Raw genomic sequence first — 18,524 nt, 5'->3', positions numbered from 1 at the left:
TTTCGAATGAACGGATTCCTGATTTGAAAGGTGGAGCTACACGTTGAACCCAAATGAATACAAGCATTTTTACAATGAAGTAGGACGATTAAACGGTTGGGATTTCAGCCGATTAAACGTTATTGTTGAAGGGGAAGCATGGAATTTTCACGATAGAGTGACCTCGCTTTGCAGACCTGGGCATGTTCTGCTCGATATCGGTACCGGCGGCGGCGAAGCCTTGTTAGCCATCGCGGATTCAGCCTTGCTCCTGATCGGCATCGACCAGTCTGAAGGCATGTTGGAAACAGCGGCCTACAATCTCGGCAGGTCCGGTAAGCCGAATGTGCGATTTTTGCACATGAATGCGGAGCAGCTGCATTTCCCGGAGGCGTTTTTTAATCTGGTGACCTGCAGACATTCGGAATTCAATGCCAAGGAAGCGGCACGCGTACTAACCCAAGATGGCGTTTTCCTTACCCAGCAGGTCAGCGAAGGCGATAAAATCAATTTAAAACAGGCTTTTGGAAGAGGACAGGCATGGAACATCAAACAGGGCATTCTCCAAGATCGCTATGCTGCAGAATTACAGAATGCCGGATTTTCCCGAGTCCAGACCTTTAAATACGACGCCACTGAATACTATTCATCGATTGAAGATCTCATCTTTCTGTTGAAATTCACCCCCATTGTACCGGACTTCGGCCAGAGCGATACGGATTTTCAAATCCTGCACCGGTTTATTGAAGAAAACCAAACAGATCAAGGTATCAGGTCCAACTCCGCGCGGTTCATGATCATTGCCGAGAAATAAAAAACAGCCTGTCTGCTGATGCAGACAGGCTGTTTCGTTGTACAGAATCCACTTTCAAACTCCGAATCAAAAGATATCAACCGATTCTACGAACGGGAGCTGCCCGTTTGGCTTTTCTTTTGGAACCGTTCGGATCTCGGTTTGCCGCTCGGATTTGCTTGGGGCTTGCTGCTCCCCCGCGATTTGCGATACGGATTCTCTTGCGAATTACGCGCTGAGTTCCCCTTGGAATTGCGGGAGGAGGTTTCCTTCGCATGACGAGGCTCCTGATCCTTCGGCTTGCGGGCAGCGCTTGGTTTTGGCTTGCCGGTTCTGGCTGCGGCTGGTTTTGGCGGCTGCTGCGGTTTTACGGATTTCGAGGACTTCGGCATTGGGAAGTCATGTCCAGTGACCTCCGGAATTTTCTTGCCGATCAGCTTCTCGATGTCCTTCAGGAATGGGAGTTCATCGACTTCGCAGAAGGAGATCGCCGTTCCGCTCAATCCCGCTCTTCCGGTACGGCCGATCCGGTGCACGTAAGTTTCCGGAATGTTCGGCAGGTTGAAGTTGATGACATGGGACAGCTCATCGATATCAATGCCTCTGGCGGCGATATCCGTCGCGACCAGTACGCGCGTGACCCCGCTTTTGAAGTTTTTCAGAGCAATCTGCCGGTCTGTCTGCGATTTATTGCCATGAATGGCCTGAGCCGAAACGTTCACCTTTTTCAAATCTCTGACAACCCGATCAGCGCCGCGCTTCGTCCGCGTAAATACCAGTGCCGAAACGATCGTCGAATCCTTCATCAATTCATTCAACTGCTTCTGCTTGTTTCCGGACGCCAGCAAATAAATGGACTGCTTAATCCGTTCGGCCGTGGAAGACACCGGGGTAATTTCCACTTTGACGGGATCGACCAGAAGGGTTTTCACCAATTTGGATATTTCCGGAGGCATGGTCGCCGAGAAGAACAACGTTTGTTTTTTCACCGGCATCTTGGCGATGATTCTCTTCACGTCATGAATGAAGCCCATATCCAGCATCCGGTCGGCTTCATCCAGCACCAGGATTTGAACATGCTGCAGATCGATGCGCTTTTGATTGATGAGGTCGATGAGTCGGCCCGGCGTTGCAATGATCACGTCTGCGCCTTGCTGGAGCGCCCGCTCCTGTACCTTTTGCGAAACTCCGCCTACAATCGCCGAACAGCGAATATCCGTAAAGCGGCTGTACGCCTTCATATTTTCATCGATCTGGAGCGCGAGTTCCCTGGTCGGCGTCAAAATCAATGAACGGATGCGGCGCACCGTACCCGGTTGATGAGGCTGCTGGCTTAACAGCTGAATGGTGGGAACGGCAAATGCAGCCGTCTTCCCCGTGCCCGTTTGGGCGCAGCCAAGCAAGTCTCTGCCTGCCAGCACCGCCGGGATCGACTGTTCCTGTATGGGTGTAGGTTTCGTATAGTTTTCTTTGGCTAACGCTTTTAAAATCGCAGGGGCGATATTCAAATCATTAAATGTCATGTTATCTCCTTCATTTTGAACACATGTATTCGTATACACGTAACTTTGGGCATCTCATCATAGAGTCTCCACAAGCCGTTCTTTTACGTCATAACACATAACGATACCACAGATAGGCATCAAAAAAGAAGCGGAATATTTCCCCGTCTCCTTCATGGGCTTATTTTAAGGTTGAAAAAAAGCGAAGCAACGGAATCATCCGTGGCTTCGCTTCTATTTATTAGTGCTCGAATAAGTTATTTGTTCTCGTATAAGCCCAAGCGGTTAACCACCGAGCCTTTGATCCGAAGGTCCCGAGCACCCTTGTGCTTTTTAGTATTCAGCGCGTTCAATTGGTCTGTCAGCTCTTGAAACCATGTCTCATCCGAGGTGGACAGGGCAAGGTCAATCAGACTTTCAAGGTTCTTCTGATCTCCAAGGGGGTTAACCGGGAGCTGCTTCAACCAAGGGCCACGCAGAGCAATGGTTCTGCCTATTGCCTTCGGATTATCCGACTGAACGACACGTACCCGAACGATTTCTTGCTGGGGTCCGACCGTTTCAATGTATCCGTGAACGAACTCACCATCTACTGTCTTTCCTTGGACCCAATCGCTTATTTCGAATGTCATCATCATTCCACCCCTATCTTCAAATGTATATCAACTCACACGCCATTAACTGTAATTAGAAAAGTAACAAAAGAAGTACTGTAATCATACTAAACACAGTTATGAATGTCAATTCCTCTTATGCGGATAGTTCAAGCTGCCTTCTATATATTATTACCCAAAAAAAGACAACAAGCCTCATTCGCTTGATTTCTTTAGAAAGTTTTTCACACTGCATCTGAAATCAAGGTTGTCGGCTTTAAAGCATCTCCACCGCTCGTCAATTGAATAAAAAAACGGCAGGGCCTGCATTTCGCTGGCCCTGCCTTGCATTGGTCATGCTGCTTATTTCAGCTTGCTCATGATATTATAGATGATCTGTGCGCTTTCCGCGCGGGTTGCAGCCCCTTGCGGATTGAACCGCTGCTGCGATTGACCTTGCATCAAACCGGCTGCATGTGCAGACTGCACCGCTTCCCGCGCCCATGCCGGCGAATCGGTTATATCGTTAAATGCGGCCGTGCCATTGCTGCCGATCTGACCTCCCGCAACCTTGTAGGCTCGAATGATCATCGCGGCCGCTTCCTGACGCTTAATCAACGCATCCGGTGCAAAACTCGTTGCGTCGACGCCTTGAACGATGCCAGCCTTAACGGCAGCAGAGATGGCTTCGGCGTACCACTTATCCGCAGATACATCCTGGAATGACGTCACGCCGTCTCCTTTCAGATCCAGCAAGCGCACCAGCAATGCAGCCATTTCCGCGCGGGTGACCGGTTGATCCGGCGCAAACCGGCTGCTGTCGATACCTTCGACCAGATGCTTCGCGGCCAGCTCCTGAATCACCTTCGCGGCCCAGTGCGCAGCCGTATCCGTAAAGATTTTGCTGTATTCTAATACGGCATATTCTGACTGAAGACTGTACATCTCGGTTCTCAGTTGGTCATTGGCGGCTGCCCCTCCGATATACTTGAGCGCACCCGAGCTATCCAGTGTATAGATTCCGGTCAGCTTGCGGTTCACATCGGAAGCTACCGGAAGCAGCAGCGTAATCGGCTTGTTCAGTTCGGATATCTGATAAACCTTGCCGTCCTTCGTGGTAATGGTCAAAGCGAATTTCAGCAGGTCGCTTCCCAAGCGAAGGGAAGCGCCTGATTCATGCCCCTTCGTTGCCACCCACTGTTCACTTTCGCTTCCGTTCAAACGGACTGCGCTCAACTTCATCGTGCTTCCTTCCAGCTGTTCGGCAGGCACCAGCTCGCTTAAAGAGCGAAGAACCTCAGCAGGGATGGTCAATCCAACATTGCCGGCGTTCACCGTGATCGGTGTCTCCTTCAGCAGCGAGGCTGCATTGCCAGGCAGAATCAGCTCTTCAAACGGCTTGTCCGTACTGAAGGCAGGCTGTCCTTTAGCCAAAAGTGCAGAAAGCGCACTTGCGGACACATTCCATCTCCCCGTATTCTCCGGCTGTATAGGAGGTCCTACTGGCGGAGTGACCGAACCTGCCGTCCCTCCGCCGTTATTATTGCCCGGATCTCCTCCATTGCCTTCGCCGCCCCCCGGATTCCCGGCAGCTTGAACGTTTAGTACATATTCTGCATGGAAGGAGTCATAAGTCGCCGAAATGACTGTTGTTCCCTCCGACAATGCAGTAACCATTCCCTGCTCATCCACGGATGCGATATCGCGCTGGTTGCTGTCGTATACCACGCCATCCAAAAGCTGAATATGCGTTCCGTCCTGATACACAGCTTCCGTTACGGTCTGGTCCGTCTCACCCGCCTTCAGGGTAGCCTTGCCCTTGAAGGATAAGGAATCCATTGATCCATCCGGAATCCGGTTCACCGTAATCGTCGTCTCACCATGCACTTCAGGATTTACCGTGCTTGTCGCTCTCACGACGGCTGTTCCCATTCCGCGGGCTGTGACCCGGCCTTCCGGCGATACGGTCACAACCTCTTGGTCTGCAGGCTCGGAGCTGTACACGGACCACGTTACGCTCTTATCCGCGGTCTCCTCCGGTTTCACATGCGCGGTAAGCTGCTTCGCCTCGCCTACGGCCAGCTGCAGATTCTGCTCCTCAATATCGACACGTTCGGGAGCCACTGTCTGCTTGGACAACGTAAACTCGTCGACGACACGGCCGCCTACCGTCTTGGTTACAAACTTCAGCTGATCTCCATCCACCTCAACCGAAGCATACATTTGAGTAGCTTCATCGTCCGTCACCCGCTGCCAGTCGCGCTGGGTCAGCGAGTAGAACTTCGGTCCGGTGGACCCTGCGACGACATAAGTCGTCCCCTTGCCGTCTTCGACGATTTGGTTATTCATCATCGGGTACGTCCGAAGATAGATATGATCATGTCCGTTCAAAACCAGATCGACCTGATGCTTTTCCAGGACAGGTGCCCACAGTCGTCTGATGTCCGCCGTATCATAGATACTGCCGTACGGACCACGGTGGAAGATTGCAATTTTCCACTTTTTCGTCGTTTCCGACAAGTCCTTCTCCAGCCACTGCTGCTGTTCTTCATACTGGTATTCGCTGTTTAGAACCATGAAATGAATATCCTTGTAATCAAAGGAGAAGTTACTTCCCTTCAGGCTATCCAGCCCGTTCCCCGGCTGATTGAAATGGGCCAGGAAATCATTGTTTTCCTTCGTGCCCATAACCTCATGGTTGCCGATGGCACCAATCAGCGTCGTATGCAGCAGTGCTTCCTGGGCCTCGCTGAACCACCATTTCCATTCCTGCTCGTTAAAGCCTTTATCGACCATATCGCCGATATGCACCATGAATTCGGCATCAGGCGTATTCTCCAACGCTTTTTTTACCGTGTTGCCCCACAGCTTGTACCCTGCGAGATCACCAGCCTGTGAATCCGCAAAATACAAGAACTTAGTTGGTTCACCGGCAGCCCCGGCTGTTGTGAAACTCCCTTGCTCGCTGTAATGCCCATTGCCATCTCCAACTCGGTAGACGTAAGCCGTACCCGGCACAAGTCCGTTAACAACAGTTTTATGAACACGGACAGCACCCAGATCCAAGGTTTGATACAGGTAGCTTGTCCCCTCCGTTTTCTGGACGTTGGCTTGGTCAAATCCGCTAAAATCCGCCTGCTTCGCGAGTTCGACGACGGTTGGTACCGTGGCCGGGTTCGTATGCCAGGTGAATCCTCTCGACACCGCAGGATCTTCGCCCATGCTCACGTTGATATTGTATGGCGTTTCCGATCCGGATAGCGGAGACACCTTGAATTCAGCCACCGCGCTGTAGAAGTTTCCTTTTGCAGCCTGCACCTTATAAGTCTTCACTGCCGAAGTAAGAGCGCTGGTCTTCAACTGACCTTCGGCATCGGTTGTTCCAATAACGTCTCCGTTGACAAGAATCTGTGCTCCTTCTGCCGGAGCTCCCGATTCCCCTTTGACCTGGAATACGGTCTCATAACCTTGGATGTTTCCATCTTCATTCCATGCCACCGACAGACTGTTCTTGATCTCGGAAGAGATCGGCAGACCGAAGAAAGTGTAATGCACGCTGCCCGTGCTGACAAACGATACGCTGCCGGACACGAATTGGATGATATTCGTTCCGGAGGCATCCTTTTTCACATCATATTGAATTTGTCCAATGACGTCTTCGTCGGTTAATGAAGCATTATTGAGACCGCTAAACGTCAGAGTAATCGTTCCCTTGCTGCTGTCGATGTCAGCCTGCGCCTGGGATGCATTCAATTTGCTGCCCGGAATGAAGCTAATATTCTCCACTTTCGACGGATCAAAAGCAAGGCTCAGCTCCCCATCCTTCAGATCCGCGGACTTCACTCCTGTCACATCCACCGAATACGTCTGGCCTGCATACAGGCTCTTCGGCGTATCATAGGTCAACTTGGAGGCTCCGGTATCGACATTGAAGGTCCAGGCTTTCGTCGTCTTGTTGCCAGACAGATCCTTCACCGACACTTTTGCCTGATGAAGCCCGTCTGCCAGCGGCGCCACCGGCGTATAGTAGATTTTCCCCTCCGGCGGATAGAGCGTGTGCTGCACGCGCACGCCGTCCAGATCGAACCGGATCGAATCCGGATCAATCAGCGACGTGCCCGGATGCTTCACCGGATCATAGCCTGCATCCTCGCCGTAAACCGTGATGACCGGCTGATTCTTATGAACGGTATCGCCTTCCGCTGGCGAGTTGTTTTTCAAAACGGGAGGCTCCATGTCGTCTTCATTCGGGCCGTACAGCGCGCGAATTTGATCGACATAGATGACACCGGCATCCTTTTTCGCGCCGGACGTCTCCATGTAACGTACAGGCATATCCATCGTCAGCGGCAGCGTTCGCCCCTTCGGGATATCCGCTTCGATATACTTCCACCCTACCCAATCGACACCAATGGTCTGATCGGTAAGATCAAGCGGAATCGCCCCTTTGCTGTCGCGCAGCTGTGCACGCAGCCAGTGGGACTTGCCATCGCCGTACACCCACATGCTGATTTTCTCCGGATAGCCCGGAATCTCGATATTGTCGTCAGCGCTTTTCGTCTGCAGATAGGCGCCCGACGTCCCCGGTTTGCCGGTGAAGTCATACTCCAGCTTCAAAGATCCGCTGCCAAAGCGTACGAGATCCTCATCGGTTTCAATGCCCACTTTCGTCGAATTGAACTGGGCGCCTGCCGATGGAAGATACGCATCCAACCCCTTTTCGAAGTCCTCCAGCACAACCGGCGGCTGACCGATGTTCACGTCAACGGAGGCTTCGATGCCTTTATAGCTGACGACAATTTTTCCGCTTTGCTCCGTCTCGCCGGTGGCAGTGAAAACGCCGTTTCCGTCAATTGTGCCAATCGGTCCTTCCACCCGCCACTGGAGCTGGCTGTTATCCGCCTGAATGACCTGGCCGTTGCGAAGCGCCGTGATCTTCAGCTGTTCCGATTTGCCGGGGGCAAAGCTCTTCACTTCATCGCCAAATGAAAGCTCAGTCAACGTATCCACGATCTCAACCTTGGCACTTCCGCTTAATGCTCCTGATGTAACCGTTATGCCGGCCGTGCCCGCATCGGTACCCGCGGTATACTTTCCTTGATCGTCCATGGTTCCGATCTTGGGATTGACGCTCCACTGGAACGTACCGTTAAAGGCCGCCGGATGCAGATTCGCATCGACTGCGGCAGCTTTGAAAGATACTGCCGAGCCGATGAGCACGCGCTGCAGCTCCGGTGAAACGACCAGCTTATCCGCTGTTCCCTCCGGCGCCTTATTCACCAGCAATAGGCCGTTTGCCGTCTTGCGTTCTCCGCCGTCCGAAGGCGAATTCAGCAGCTTCCTTCCCGTGTCGCCAGGCATCCGGGCAATGAAGGTCGACGAGCCGCCGCCGTCCATGTTGATCGCATTCACGACTCCCATATCCTTCATGACCTGTCCCAGCTCGGCCAAAGTCACACCTTCACTGAAACCCGGCTGGCGGCCGTCGATTTCGAGCAGCACGACAGAACCATCGGCTTTCGTCCCGACTGCCGTACGCGGATGCGCCGCAGGATCGCTATTAGGCTGGGCCACCCCGTCTTTGACGAGCAGCGTCGAGCCCCCGATCGCCATCGTCACATCGCTCCAAGTCCCTTCCAGATTTAAACTCAAGGCAACGTCATCGCCAGCCTTCAGGCCGGAGAGAATGTCACGCTGTTTGCCCGAAGCAGATAATACGACCTTGCCTGCGACAATCGGCGTATTCCCCTTGTCCTTATGTATTTGCTCAACCTTCAGCTGCAGGGTCTGCCCGCTCTTCATTTCCCCCTTAACCACATCAAGCACCACTTCATCACCCAGATCATTGGTCATCGTGGTTGCGTAGAAATCCGGCGTATACAGCACCAGATCACTTGTCCCCCGCGAACGGTTGATGGAGCTCAGTTCCGCTGGCTTGCCGCCAATCGTCAGCGTCCGCGCCAGCTTCGGGCTGGGCCCGTATACCGTCGTACCATCTGCCTTCATACCGAAGGCGAACCAATCATCCGGCGGACTCGTCAGCATCGTACCGCTACCCATGAACATGCCCAGCGGCACGCCGGAAGACATATCGTAGAAATCGCCGTTCACACCCGCAATGACTCGGTTTCCTTCTTGATCGGCATCGCTGGCCATCTTGCTGACGCCCTGCATGCCGTACACTTTACCATCCGTCATGCCCGGCTCAAGCGACAGCGCGGGATTTTTCGGATCGAATTCCACCATATGAAGCTTTTCCAGCCCACGATCCAACCTCATATTCTTCCACGTATAGGTTGCACCCGGTCCAATCTGTATCTGCCTCTCATCGACAACACCTCCGCCTACCTCACTCGCACTCGCTTGCTCAGCCAGCACCTGCTGGGCCGGGAGCAGCATGGACAGCATCACCGCGCCGCTAAGGAGCGATGACCATATCCTTTTCGTCCTTTTCCTTATCATTCTATTACTTACCTCCTATTCTAGTGATTAGAAATCAGGGCCATTCGTAGAACGCCAATTCAGAAAAGTATAGCGGTGCTCAGTAAGCCCCCTTCCTTGTTTTCGTTAAATTCTTGTAAAATTTTATTTTGAAATTTAACTAAATATAGTTGTAATTACTATAAAATTTTATTTCAGAAAATATAAGGTTCCGGTGGACTAGGGAAAAAGTTCCATATCATAGGTTCTACTTCCGAAATGAGCGAGGATTCGACATTAATTGAGTTATCCCGAAATGCATGTAGGCACAGAGAAGCCCATCCCTAGTGGGATGGGCTTGGGAAAATATTCATTCGTGTGAGGCGTAGAGCATGATTCCTAGTTCGCACTTGCGTGGGGTGCGAATTTAATTTCCTCCATCATTTCTTCTCTTGTAACGCAGTCGTACGGATCGGTCGGTGAGACTCCTGAAATGGTGTCAGCCATCGAACCGCCAGAAGAAGCAGAACGGCGGCGGCACACCAATAAATAGATGAAGTTCCAACGATACCGTCCAGCGTGTACGCGATGGATGGGCCTAACGATGCGCCAAGATCGGTTGCCATCGTATAGCCGGTCATGACAGCCAATTTTGATACACCGCGCATCGATGCATCGGTCGCCAGCGCGTCAACGACCGTACTGACGGCAGTAATCCCAAGCTGCAATCCAAGGAGCAGGGCAAGCCACACAGCGAATGGCATATGAAACGGCACAATAGCCAGCAAGCAAGAAGCACCGACAAGCAAGACAACAAACATGCGGCTTTGATCTTTTGCGACGTCGAACCTTCTGCCGATCCAAGGTGACAACCAAGGCTGCAATCCCCACCGCATTGCCTGTAAAATGCCGGCGAGCGATGCGGCACCGAGCGATAACGTCCATAATTGCACGTAGGTTGATTCATGCACTTGAATGAGCCGGCTTAGTGTCGAATTGTACATACCTTGAAACACCATCGCCGTCATAAGGCCCGAGACAAGTGTCCAAACTACGAATGGCTCTCGCCAAATCTTTAACGTTTGTTCTCCGCCGACGACGTGTACGCCATGATCCGCCTCCGTCTTGCCTTTCGAAACATATTTCAGAACGAATGGCACCGCTACCAATGCGGCAAGGCCGAAAACTAGCGTGACGTTCCGTATGCCGAACCATTCGACAGCGAACGAGCCCGCCAGCATACCAATAAGGCTGCCAATGCCTGTCAATCCGTTGAATGTACCCATAAACTGACCACGGTTCGTTTTATCCGACAGCTCAATAATCGTAAAATAGCCACCCAATCGAAGAAAACTCCATGCGATCCCCCAAACCGAACGGATGATAAATAACAGCCAAAAGCTCCCCGCCATTCCATACGATGCCGTCGTTACAACTGCGAGCAGCACGGCAAGCAGAATGCCAGCCCTTTTCGACATTCTCTTATACATCCAGCCAATCAGCGGATTGAGCGGAAGCCTGATAAGGCGATTGACCGAGAGCAGCACGCCTACCTCCCATAAGGAAGTAAGGCCAAAATCCTGCCACCTGATCGGCAGTACAACATACAACATCGAATCGCCGAGTAGACAAATAGCCGTGATGAGCGAGATGACGATGACCGGCCGTTTGTTGTTGACCATTGTCACGTTCTTTCCAATAATGTTTTGTAGCATGTCACCAGTGCTTCCGGTTCGGACTTGATGACTTCAAACAGAAATGGACCGTTGTACCCGATATCTGCTAATGCATCCAGAACATCGTTCCAATCAATGACTCCTTCCCCGGGCATCCAGTGTTTCTCATCAATACCGTCGAAGTCGGATATGTGAATCGTAGTAATCCGGCCTTCTAATGTACGGATAAACGACGCAGGAGATTCTTGGTACAAATGATTCACGTCGCAGCAGACTCCACATTCCGGCGCGTCCGCAATAAGGCGCAGCATTTCCTCGCTGGTATTAGCCAAACAAGTGCGTGGTAAGCATTCAGCCGCTAGACGTATGCCCATGGAAGTAGCGAGAGAGCTTAGCTCGCGAAGCGATTCGCTGCATGCGGCGATCCGCGCTTCTCTTTCATCGTCCTCGATTGGCTCGTAGCTCGGATGAATAACCGCATGCTGTACGTTCCACGAAGCGGCCATTTGAAGCAGTTCCGCTTGCGCTTCGATAACGGCGCGTCTGTGAACAGGATCCGTCACTGAAATATCCAATTCCCGGGTGAATGGCAAATGAACGGACCAAAGCTCCATTTGGGCATCGTGTAATTGCTGCACCGAGATTTCAAATAATTGACGCTTCCCATCGGAGAATATTTCCTCAAGATTTTTGTAATCCAGCACTAGCTCCACGCTGCTAAGCCCGGCCACCTTCATAGCGGCTGGCGTATGACCATCCCGCAGGCTCCACGATGTCGCTATTCTCCAGTCAGCAGGATTCGTTCGTTTGTTCCTATCTGATTTCATGGTTTCCACACTTCCCTTCAACATTCTCTTGCATTATTCGCCCAATCCATTCTCAGCAACCCTTTGTTTGTAGGCTGCGTTCATTTCTTCTACCACTTTCTTATAGTTTGCATCTTCTTTTATTTTCGCGATGAGTTGATCGTAGGCGTCGATCGATTCCTGACCAAGAATGACCTTAACCCGGAAGTCGGTAACTTTTTTGTCGATATCCGGCCAGAACTTATTGTAAGCATCTGAAACGACGCCTAGTGCAGGGTCCTTAAGATAAGATTTCAATCTTTCATCAATAGTTTTCTTGTTCTGCTCGTAAACGTCGTTGGCGATCCCGACACTATCGATGACCTGTGCAAAGCCCAAGGGACGCCAAATGCTTCCAAGGTTTCCTCCTACTTTAACAAGATCCTTGTTCGCCTGCTCCGTGGAAATTTTCCGACCGTTCTCCTCGTTGTAATGGACGCCTTTGATGCCATAGTTGGCAAGGTCGTTTACTTCCTGGCTGTAACCGTAATCCAAGAACTTCAGAATGCTTTTCACCTTACTCTCTGAAACTTTCTTCGGAATCAAGTAAGCCCCGTAAAAACCTCCGGTAGCAGGAACATACTTCACATCATTTGTACTTTTGAGATAAGGCAGCGCTCTGAATTCCGCATTTGGTAGTGTTTTCCTCAGTTCCCCGGTAACCTCCCATGAGTAAGCCATCGACAATGAGGCTGCCCCCGCCTTGTTCCCTTTCACCGCTTCCAGCACCTGATTCAGCTTCAAAATGGCCAAATCTGGTGAGATCAGCCCTTCATCATATAATTTTTTAACATAGAGCAGTGCTTCTCTGGATTTGTCTTCCGTAATCAACGGATAGATGCTGCCGTCCCGGAGTTTCCATGCACCTCCCGTTTCGTTCATCACATTAAAAATGAAGTTGAACGAACCAAGATATCCTGCCATGCCGATCGTATCCTTATTGCCATTCCCATCCGGATCGCCTTCGGTAAACGCTTTCAGGACCTGATAAAGATCATCAAGTGACTCCGGGGTTTTCAGCCCTAGCTTGTCGAGCCAGTCTTGTCTCAAGATCGGGAATAACCCCCCACCGACAATCGGGTAATAGCGCGGAATGACATACTGCTTCCCGTCAATTTTGCTATTGCTCCATGTTTCCTTCGGAAGCTTGTTCATATTCGGATAATCCTTGATAAAGGGAGTAAGATCCCAAAATACACCCTGCGAAATCAAGCTTCTGATCTGTGGGGTATCGATGCTCTCCACATAAGTCAATTCGGGTAAATCCCCCGAAGCAAGCATGACATTCAGCTTTTCATCAAATGACGCTTCCGGAATCCAGGTGATTTTCAGTTTCGTATTCGTTCTTTTTTCGAGCTCTTTCCATACGACATTGTCCTCGCCCACCATATCGGCTTCGTAGTTCATGATCGCTGTCGTAATTTCAGTCGGTTTCCCAGACGTTTTACTTTCACCTTCTCCTTGGTTGCTGGCCGAATCGCTGCCCCCGCATGCCGTAAGAACAAGAGAGAATGCCAACGGTACAGCAAGGGTCAAGTGGGTCAGACGTGTGCGCCTCTTCATTTTCTATTTCCTCCCTTATACATATTGTACTTCTATGTGATCATTCCTTCACAGAACCAACCATTGCCCCTTTGGCAAAATGCTTCTGAAGGAACGGGTACACCAACATGATCGGCAATGTCGTCACGACCACAGCCGCCATTTTCAATGTCTCCGACGGCATTTTTTTCGCACCCTCCCGCAGCTGCTGAAGGCCGTTGCCCGACATGGCAGAAGTGGGATCGGTAAGCATATTCCTCAATATAACCTGCAGAGGCCATTTGGTGTGGTCATTGATATACATCACGGCGCTAAAAAATGTATTCCAGTAGCCGACTGCATAAAACAAGCCGAAGGCAACCATAGCAGGTAAAGACAAAGGCAGTATGATTTTGAACCAGACTCCGATTTCGTTGCAGCCGTCGATTCTCGCTGCTTCTTCGAGACTGTCAGGAATACTGTCATAGAAGCCTTTCATAAGAAGGACATACCAACCACCCGTCAGACTTGGGATAATGAGCGACCAAACACTGTCAAGCAAACCAAGTTCGCGTACGACAAAGTAAGAAGGAATTAATCCTGGTTGGAACAGGATCGTGAGCAGAATCAAAAACATGAGTGGTCTTCTGAACCGCAATCTTTTTCTCGACAGCATATAGGACAAGCCTGAGGTTACGGTAAGACTGAGCAGCGTACCCACTGTAGCCAAAAATCCACTTACGCTGAGGGCATCGATGAAGGTCCTTGTCGAGAGCAGATAACGATAAGCTTCCATGGTCCATTTTGAGGGGAAAAGCGTCAGTTTTCCCTGATAATATTCGGTCGGGTCCATAAAGGACAGAACGACCGTGTAGTAAATCGGAAAAAGCGTGGCAAGCCCGATTAAGGCAAGAAAGCCTATATTGCACACCTCAAAGAGGTGGTCGCTTATTTTCTTTTTCACGTCAGCTTCATTCTCCTTTTCAAAAACGCTCAGAATACGCCTTCCTGGCCGAAGCGTTTAGCCAGAAAATTAGCCATGCAGATCAACGCAACCCCGACAACCGATTTAAATAGGCCAACCGCCGTACTGTAGCTGAATTGTCCCTGTTGGATTCCGGACCGGTACACGTACGTATCGAACACGTCTGAAACTTCGGATACAGCCCCGTTTGTCATCAAATACACTTGTTCAAAGCCTGTGTCCATAATCGAGCCGAGCTGCAAGATCAATAAGATCATGATGATGTTCCGGATGGCGGGCAGCGTGATGTGCCACATCTTCCGGAAACGTCCCGCTCCATCTACGGTGGCCGCTTCACTCAATTGCGGGTCCACTCCGGCGATGGCGGCAAGAAAGATAATCGTTCCCCAGCCAGCCTCCTTCCACATCGATTGCGCGGTGAGCATCATCCAGAATGAGTTAGAATTCGTTAGGAACCCGATCTTGGCCATGCCGAGCACTTCCAGCAACTCATTCACCAGACCCTCGCTCTGCGAGAGCATAAGGTAGGTTAATCCTGCGATAATGACCCATGAGAAAAAATGCGGGATATAGACAATCGATTGAATGACTCTTTTGTACACGCTGTTTCTCACTTCATTCAGCAATAAGGACAAGATGATCGGGAATGGAAAAAAGAACAACAAATTCAGCAAGCTGATCGCAAGCGTGTTCCTCAGCAGCAAATAAAAATCATCATTGGAAAAAAACCGCTGGAAATGCTCGAATCCCACCCACTGACTCTTGAGAATACCTAGATAGGGGCTGTAATTTTCAAACGCAATGATAAGCCCGCTGAAGGGGATGTACTTAAAAAGCAAAAAATAAATGATTCCCGGCAGCCCCAACACATATAAGTATTTATCCCGTTTCAAGTCTGACCAGACTCCTCGATGCAACGACCTCTTAGTCGTGTGTGCCTCTAAAATCGGGACGGATGCGTTGCCATCCTTTGTATTCATCCATGAACCTCCATTTCGTGATTTATTGATGACGACTGTATGGATTCATACTAGGAAAGCGAACTCATTTCCGGCAACCAATCTCTTTTTGCACGGCCATTTCCGCCAACCAATCTCTTTTTGCACGGCCATTTCCGGCTATTGCACTCTTTTGCAAAAGCCGATATATTAACGATTAGTAATTGCCGAATGCTTGAACGGGATATACAATATGATCACCTCCCGAAAGGATGCGGTCCGGACTAATGATTCGAGCGAGAATGAGAAAAGGTTCCTTTTACTGGAAAAATCTAATCGTCGTGCTGATCGCCGCTTGTCTTCCCGCCGTTCTTATCGGAGTCAGCATTTATTCCGTCGGCACGGATAGAATTATCAAAGAATTGAATAATGCCCATCAGACGCAGCTAGAACAAACGATCCAGCGGTTTGACGAATATTTGACCCAACTTGAGCTTTTTTCGGCGCAGCTCGCCTTTAATCCCGACTTCAATGAATCGTTGAACGGAATTAATTTCGCCCAACAATTCGAGAAAACGCGGGATCTCTATAAATCGCTGCAGCTAATGAAGCAATCCAATCCATTGATAGAATCCATTTCGCTGTATCTGGAAAACGCCGAGAAAGTGATCAGCGATCTTAATGGCGTGAACCCTGTTATCGATGGAAGCGAGAAGGAGCTTTATCATGCGCTGCTAGCCGGCAAACAAAGTATTTACGTTACAGATATCAAGCAGAAAAAGGCGATTGTGGTCAAACTTCCGATCGAGACCAACGTGCAACCCTTTGGCGCTTTTCTCGTTTTTCTCGATAAGAAGGTTCTTGATCGGCTGGTCAACAGCTTCGCTTCCGATGCAGGAATCGCTTTTATGATGGAAATGGACGGAACCCTCATCACGACGGACAAGCATGCCGAAGATCCTCGTCACATGGCACTTAAGGAAGCTTTGAAGCAAGCAGTCCTTACGAATCAGATACCCGCTGGCACATTCGTGCATAAATTCAATAGCCTAAACTATTCCGTCTCCCAAGGCGAGATATCCAGACTCGGCAGCAAATGGATTTATGTGTCGGCAACACCCATTACGCAAATTACACAACCGGTCACAGCGATGTCGAAAGCGATCATTCTCGTCAGTTTGCTTGGTCTCGTCATCGCGCTCGCCATCTCCTGGATCACTTCCAATAGGTTATATCATCCCATTCAACGACTATTGAATTTGTTTCATCAGACTAAAGGTGCTGGTGTTCCGTCTAGCAGCGAGATTGCCTACATCGAAGCCGAGTGGAAGCAGCAGCTTACGGAAAGGCATGCGTTGGAAACACGGATCCAACAGTCTTTACCTTACCTCCGGGAAGGGTTCTTGCAGCAATTTTTCCAAGGGAGATTTGTCCATTTGACGGAGCAGGACGTGGCCGAAAGACTTCAGCAGTTCGAATGGAATATTCATGATAAAAGATTTGCCTTTCTCGTCGTCAAGCTGCATGGATTGGCGAGTGGAAAAGTTTCAGGCAAGGATGAGCAACTCGTGGCGTTCGCCTCAACAAACATCATTGATGAGCTTTGCAGCTCAAGAGCACAGCATGTCCACGTTTTTAACTTCCAGGATTTGCATGTGGGAGCTATGCTGGTAATGTCCAAGGATATGACACAAGAGGACCATAAAAAAATTCTCCTCCAACTATCCAAAGATATCGTCTCAACAATCGGAAGCTTGTTGTGGCTGAAAGTAACGATCGTAATCAGCAGAACGTCCGAATCCGTTTTGCATACACCTGAGATGCTGGAAGAGGCCCGTAGAACGCTGCGTTATCGCAATATGACCGAAGAACACCAACTGCTTGACGTCCAAGATTTTTTCATCTCGGAGGAGAATTCATCGGCAACGTTCCCGTTTGAACTGGAAAGGGAGATCATTCATGACCTACGAATGGGCTTAGAGGAAAAGGCAGTCCTTCATGTTCGCGAATTTATGACCGTACTTCAGCATCATTTGGGGACGGAACTGCGGGTTCAAGAAGGAATGTTAAAGCTGCTGGGCAGCATTTACGATGCGGTATGGAAATCGGGCATTAACCCGCATCATCTTTATAAAGACGCGCAACTGTTCGAGATGCTGCTCCAAATCCGGGAGACGCATGAAATGATTGAATGGTTTCAAATCAAGGTCATCCGGCCTTACGTGAACGCCTTGTCCAGAAGCTACAATACCGCGATGAAGGAAGTAGTCGAGAAGATCGAGATCGATCTGCGCGAAGAATTCCTGTCGAATATTTCACTTGAGCAGTATGCCGATCGGTATGGCGTCAGCGTATTCAAACTCAGCAGAGGCTTCAAACAAGTAATGGGAGAAAACTTCATCGACTACGTGACCCGGCTGCGTTTGTGCAAGTGCATGGAGCTGCTTCTCGCTACCGATCTCAAGGTGAATGAAATCGCTTACATAGTTCAGTACAATCCTCCCTATTTCGTCCGTGTCTTCAAGAAGCATACTGGCATGACGCCAGGACAGTACCGGGAGATGCATAAAAAAAACATGTAACAACGGGACCCTGGAGATAGGTGTGAATCAGTACCGCTTAGGATGGGTAAAGCTTTTCTCTGCGAATCAAAACGAAGCAGCCCCTACTTGATAAGAGGTTGCTTCGATGAATTATTACCGGTCTTTATTCAATTATAGGTCATCCAAGGTGTATTCCCCAAGACCTCGAAATCTTGCTTAAACCAAAAGTTGCGTGATTTATCCAAGGTATATACATACATTCTTTTGTTTGGATATTTCGCTTTAAGCCAGTTTACGAAGGAAGCAGCATACCCTCTTTTTTCAAACTCCTTTAGCACATCCAATGCTTCAATAAAGACGAAATCCCTTTGACTTTTGATATCGATATAGAAGTCCTTTTCGAGATATCTCTCGTCGGCGCTGAAATAATCTCGTTCCGCCTTCTGAATCAGCTGTTTCCCGTTATGATACTCCCACACGACGCCATACCCCACCATCGTGTCTTCAGCCTCAATGGTATAGATTTCCTCCGGCAATTCGGAGGGTTCCTTCGCACTTAATTCCCCAGCATGATAGGCCGTTGTGATTTCACTTAACACTTGCTGCATGTCTGGATCAAACGGCTTCGCTATAATCGTTGGCATTTCTGATCTCCTTCATTGTATATTTCACGACATATCGTCTCAAAAAAAAAGAAGCAGGGTGTCCATTCGCTCCCTACTTGTCCAC

Annotated in this window: 11 protein-coding genes; 2 read left to right on the top strand and 9 right to left on the bottom strand. The window is 49.9% G+C overall.

Features of this window, described 5'->3' with window-relative positions; genetic code table 11:
* Positions 1–43: 43 nt before the first annotated feature.
* Positions 44–793: a class I SAM-dependent methyltransferase gene (locus GRF59_RS26685; protein ID WP_160500763.1), complete on the top strand. Its 750-nt coding sequence runs from the start codon at positions 44–46 to the stop codon at positions 791–793.
* Between the two features lie 86 nt (positions 794–879).
* Here the strand turns inward: GRF59_RS26685 and GRF59_RS26680 are convergent, their stop codons facing one another.
* The 8 genes from GRF59_RS26680 to GRF59_RS26645 form a co-directional block, all read right to left on the bottom strand.
* Positions 880–2,295: a DEAD/DEAH box helicase gene (locus GRF59_RS26680; RefSeq protein ID WP_160500762.1), complete on the bottom strand. Its 1,416-nt coding sequence runs from the start codon at positions 2,293–2,295 to the stop codon at positions 880–882.
* Between the two features lie 236 nt (positions 2,296–2,531).
* Positions 2,532–2,906: a hypothetical protein gene (locus tag GRF59_RS26675; RefSeq protein WP_160500761.1), complete on the bottom strand. Its 375-nt coding sequence runs from the start codon at positions 2,904–2,906 to the stop codon at positions 2,532–2,534.
* A gap of 324 nt (positions 2,907–3,230) precedes the next feature.
* Positions 3,231–9,329, bottom strand: a complete 6,099-nt coding sequence (locus GRF59_RS26670; RefSeq protein WP_160500760.1) for a phosphodiester glycosidase family protein — start codon at positions 9,327–9,329, stop codon at positions 3,231–3,233.
* A gap of 398 nt (positions 9,330–9,727) precedes the next feature.
* Entirely contained in the window at positions 9,728–11,002 is a 1,275-nt protein-coding gene (locus GRF59_RS26665) for an MFS transporter (protein WP_202128896.1), read from the bottom strand.
* Positions 10,972–11,790 carry a sugar phosphate isomerase/epimerase family protein gene (locus GRF59_RS26660; protein WP_160500759.1) on the bottom strand — a complete coding sequence of 273 codons (819 nt, stop codon included), beginning with the start codon at positions 11,788–11,790 and terminating at the stop codon, positions 10,972–10,974. The genes GRF59_RS26665 and GRF59_RS26660 overlap by 31 nt, the downstream gene beginning before the upstream one ends.
* Positions 11,791–11,823: 33 nt before the next feature.
* The gene (locus tag GRF59_RS26655) at positions 11,824–13,371 is read right to left on the bottom strand and encodes an extracellular solute-binding protein (RefSeq protein ID WP_160500758.1); all 1,548 of its coding nucleotides are present in this window, start codon (positions 13,369–13,371) and stop codon (positions 11,824–11,826) included.
* Between the two features lie 40 nt (positions 13,372–13,411).
* Positions 13,412–14,293: a carbohydrate ABC transporter permease gene (locus GRF59_RS26650; RefSeq protein ID WP_341480147.1), complete on the bottom strand. Its 882-nt coding sequence runs from the start codon at positions 14,291–14,293 to the stop codon at positions 13,412–13,414.
* A gap of 29 nt (positions 14,294–14,322) precedes the next feature.
* Positions 14,323–15,294, bottom strand: coding sequence for an ABC transporter permease (locus tag GRF59_RS26645; RefSeq protein ID WP_160500757.1), 972 nt, complete (start codon positions 15,292–15,294; stop codon positions 14,323–14,325).
* 260 nt (positions 15,295–15,554) lie between these two features.
* On the opposite strand from GRF59_RS26645, the gene GRF59_RS26640 reads away from it, so the two are divergent.
* Positions 15,555–17,834 carry a helix-turn-helix domain-containing protein gene (locus tag GRF59_RS26640; RefSeq protein WP_160500756.1) on the top strand — a complete coding sequence of 760 codons (2,280 nt, stop codon included), beginning with the start codon at positions 15,555–15,557 and terminating at the stop codon, positions 17,832–17,834.
* Positions 17,835–17,962: 128 nt separating this feature from the next.
* On the opposite strand, the gene GRF59_RS26635 is transcribed toward GRF59_RS26640, so the two are convergent.
* Entirely contained in the window at positions 17,963–18,439 is a 477-nt protein-coding gene (locus GRF59_RS26635; RefSeq protein ID WP_160500755.1) for a GNAT family protein, read from the bottom strand.
* Positions 18,440–18,524 lie beyond the last annotated feature (85 nt).

The organism is Paenibacillus dendrobii (genome assembly GCF_009807035.1).
GTDB classification, from domain to species: Bacteria; Bacillota; Bacilli; order Paenibacillales; family Paenibacillaceae; genus Paenibacillus_AQ; species Paenibacillus_AQ dendrobii.
Note: the sequence above shows the minus strand (reverse complement) of the source record. Positions and strands in the feature narration are given on the sequence as shown.

Bases quoted from the DNA above. Each gene is read 5' to 3' on its own strand.
- GRF59_RS26680 (WP_160500762.1), bottom strand. From the start codon at position 2,295: ATGACATTTAATGATTTGAATATCGCCCCTGCGATTTTAAAAGCGTTA.
- GRF59_RS26675 (WP_160500761.1), bottom strand. From the start codon at position 2,906: ATGACATTCGAAATAAGCGATTGGGTCCAAGGAAAGACAGTAGATGGT.
- GRF59_RS26670 (WP_160500760.1), bottom strand. From the start codon at position 9,329: ATGATAAGGAAAAGGACGAAAAGGATATGGTCATCGCTCCTTAGCGGC.
- GRF59_RS26665 (WP_202128896.1), bottom strand. From the start codon at position 11,002: ATGCTACAAAACATTATTGGAAAGAACGTGACAATGGTCAACAACAAA.
- GRF59_RS26660 (WP_160500759.1), bottom strand. From the start codon at position 11,790: ATGAAATCAGATAGGAACAAACGAACGAATCCTGCTGACTGGAGAATA.
- GRF59_RS26655 (WP_160500758.1), bottom strand. From the start codon at position 13,371: ATGAAGAGGCGCACACGTCTGACCCACTTGACCCTTGCTGTACCGTTG.
- GRF59_RS26645 (WP_160500757.1), bottom strand. From the start codon at position 15,294: ATGAATACAAAGGATGGCAACGCATCCGTCCCGATTTTAGAGGCACAC.
- GRF59_RS26640 (WP_160500756.1), top strand. From the start codon at position 15,555: ATGAGAAAAGGTTCCTTTTACTGGAAAAATCTAATCGTCGTGCTGATC.
- GRF59_RS26635 (WP_160500755.1), bottom strand. From the start codon at position 18,439: ATGCCAACGATTATAGCGAAGCCGTTTGATCCAGACATGCAGCAAGTG.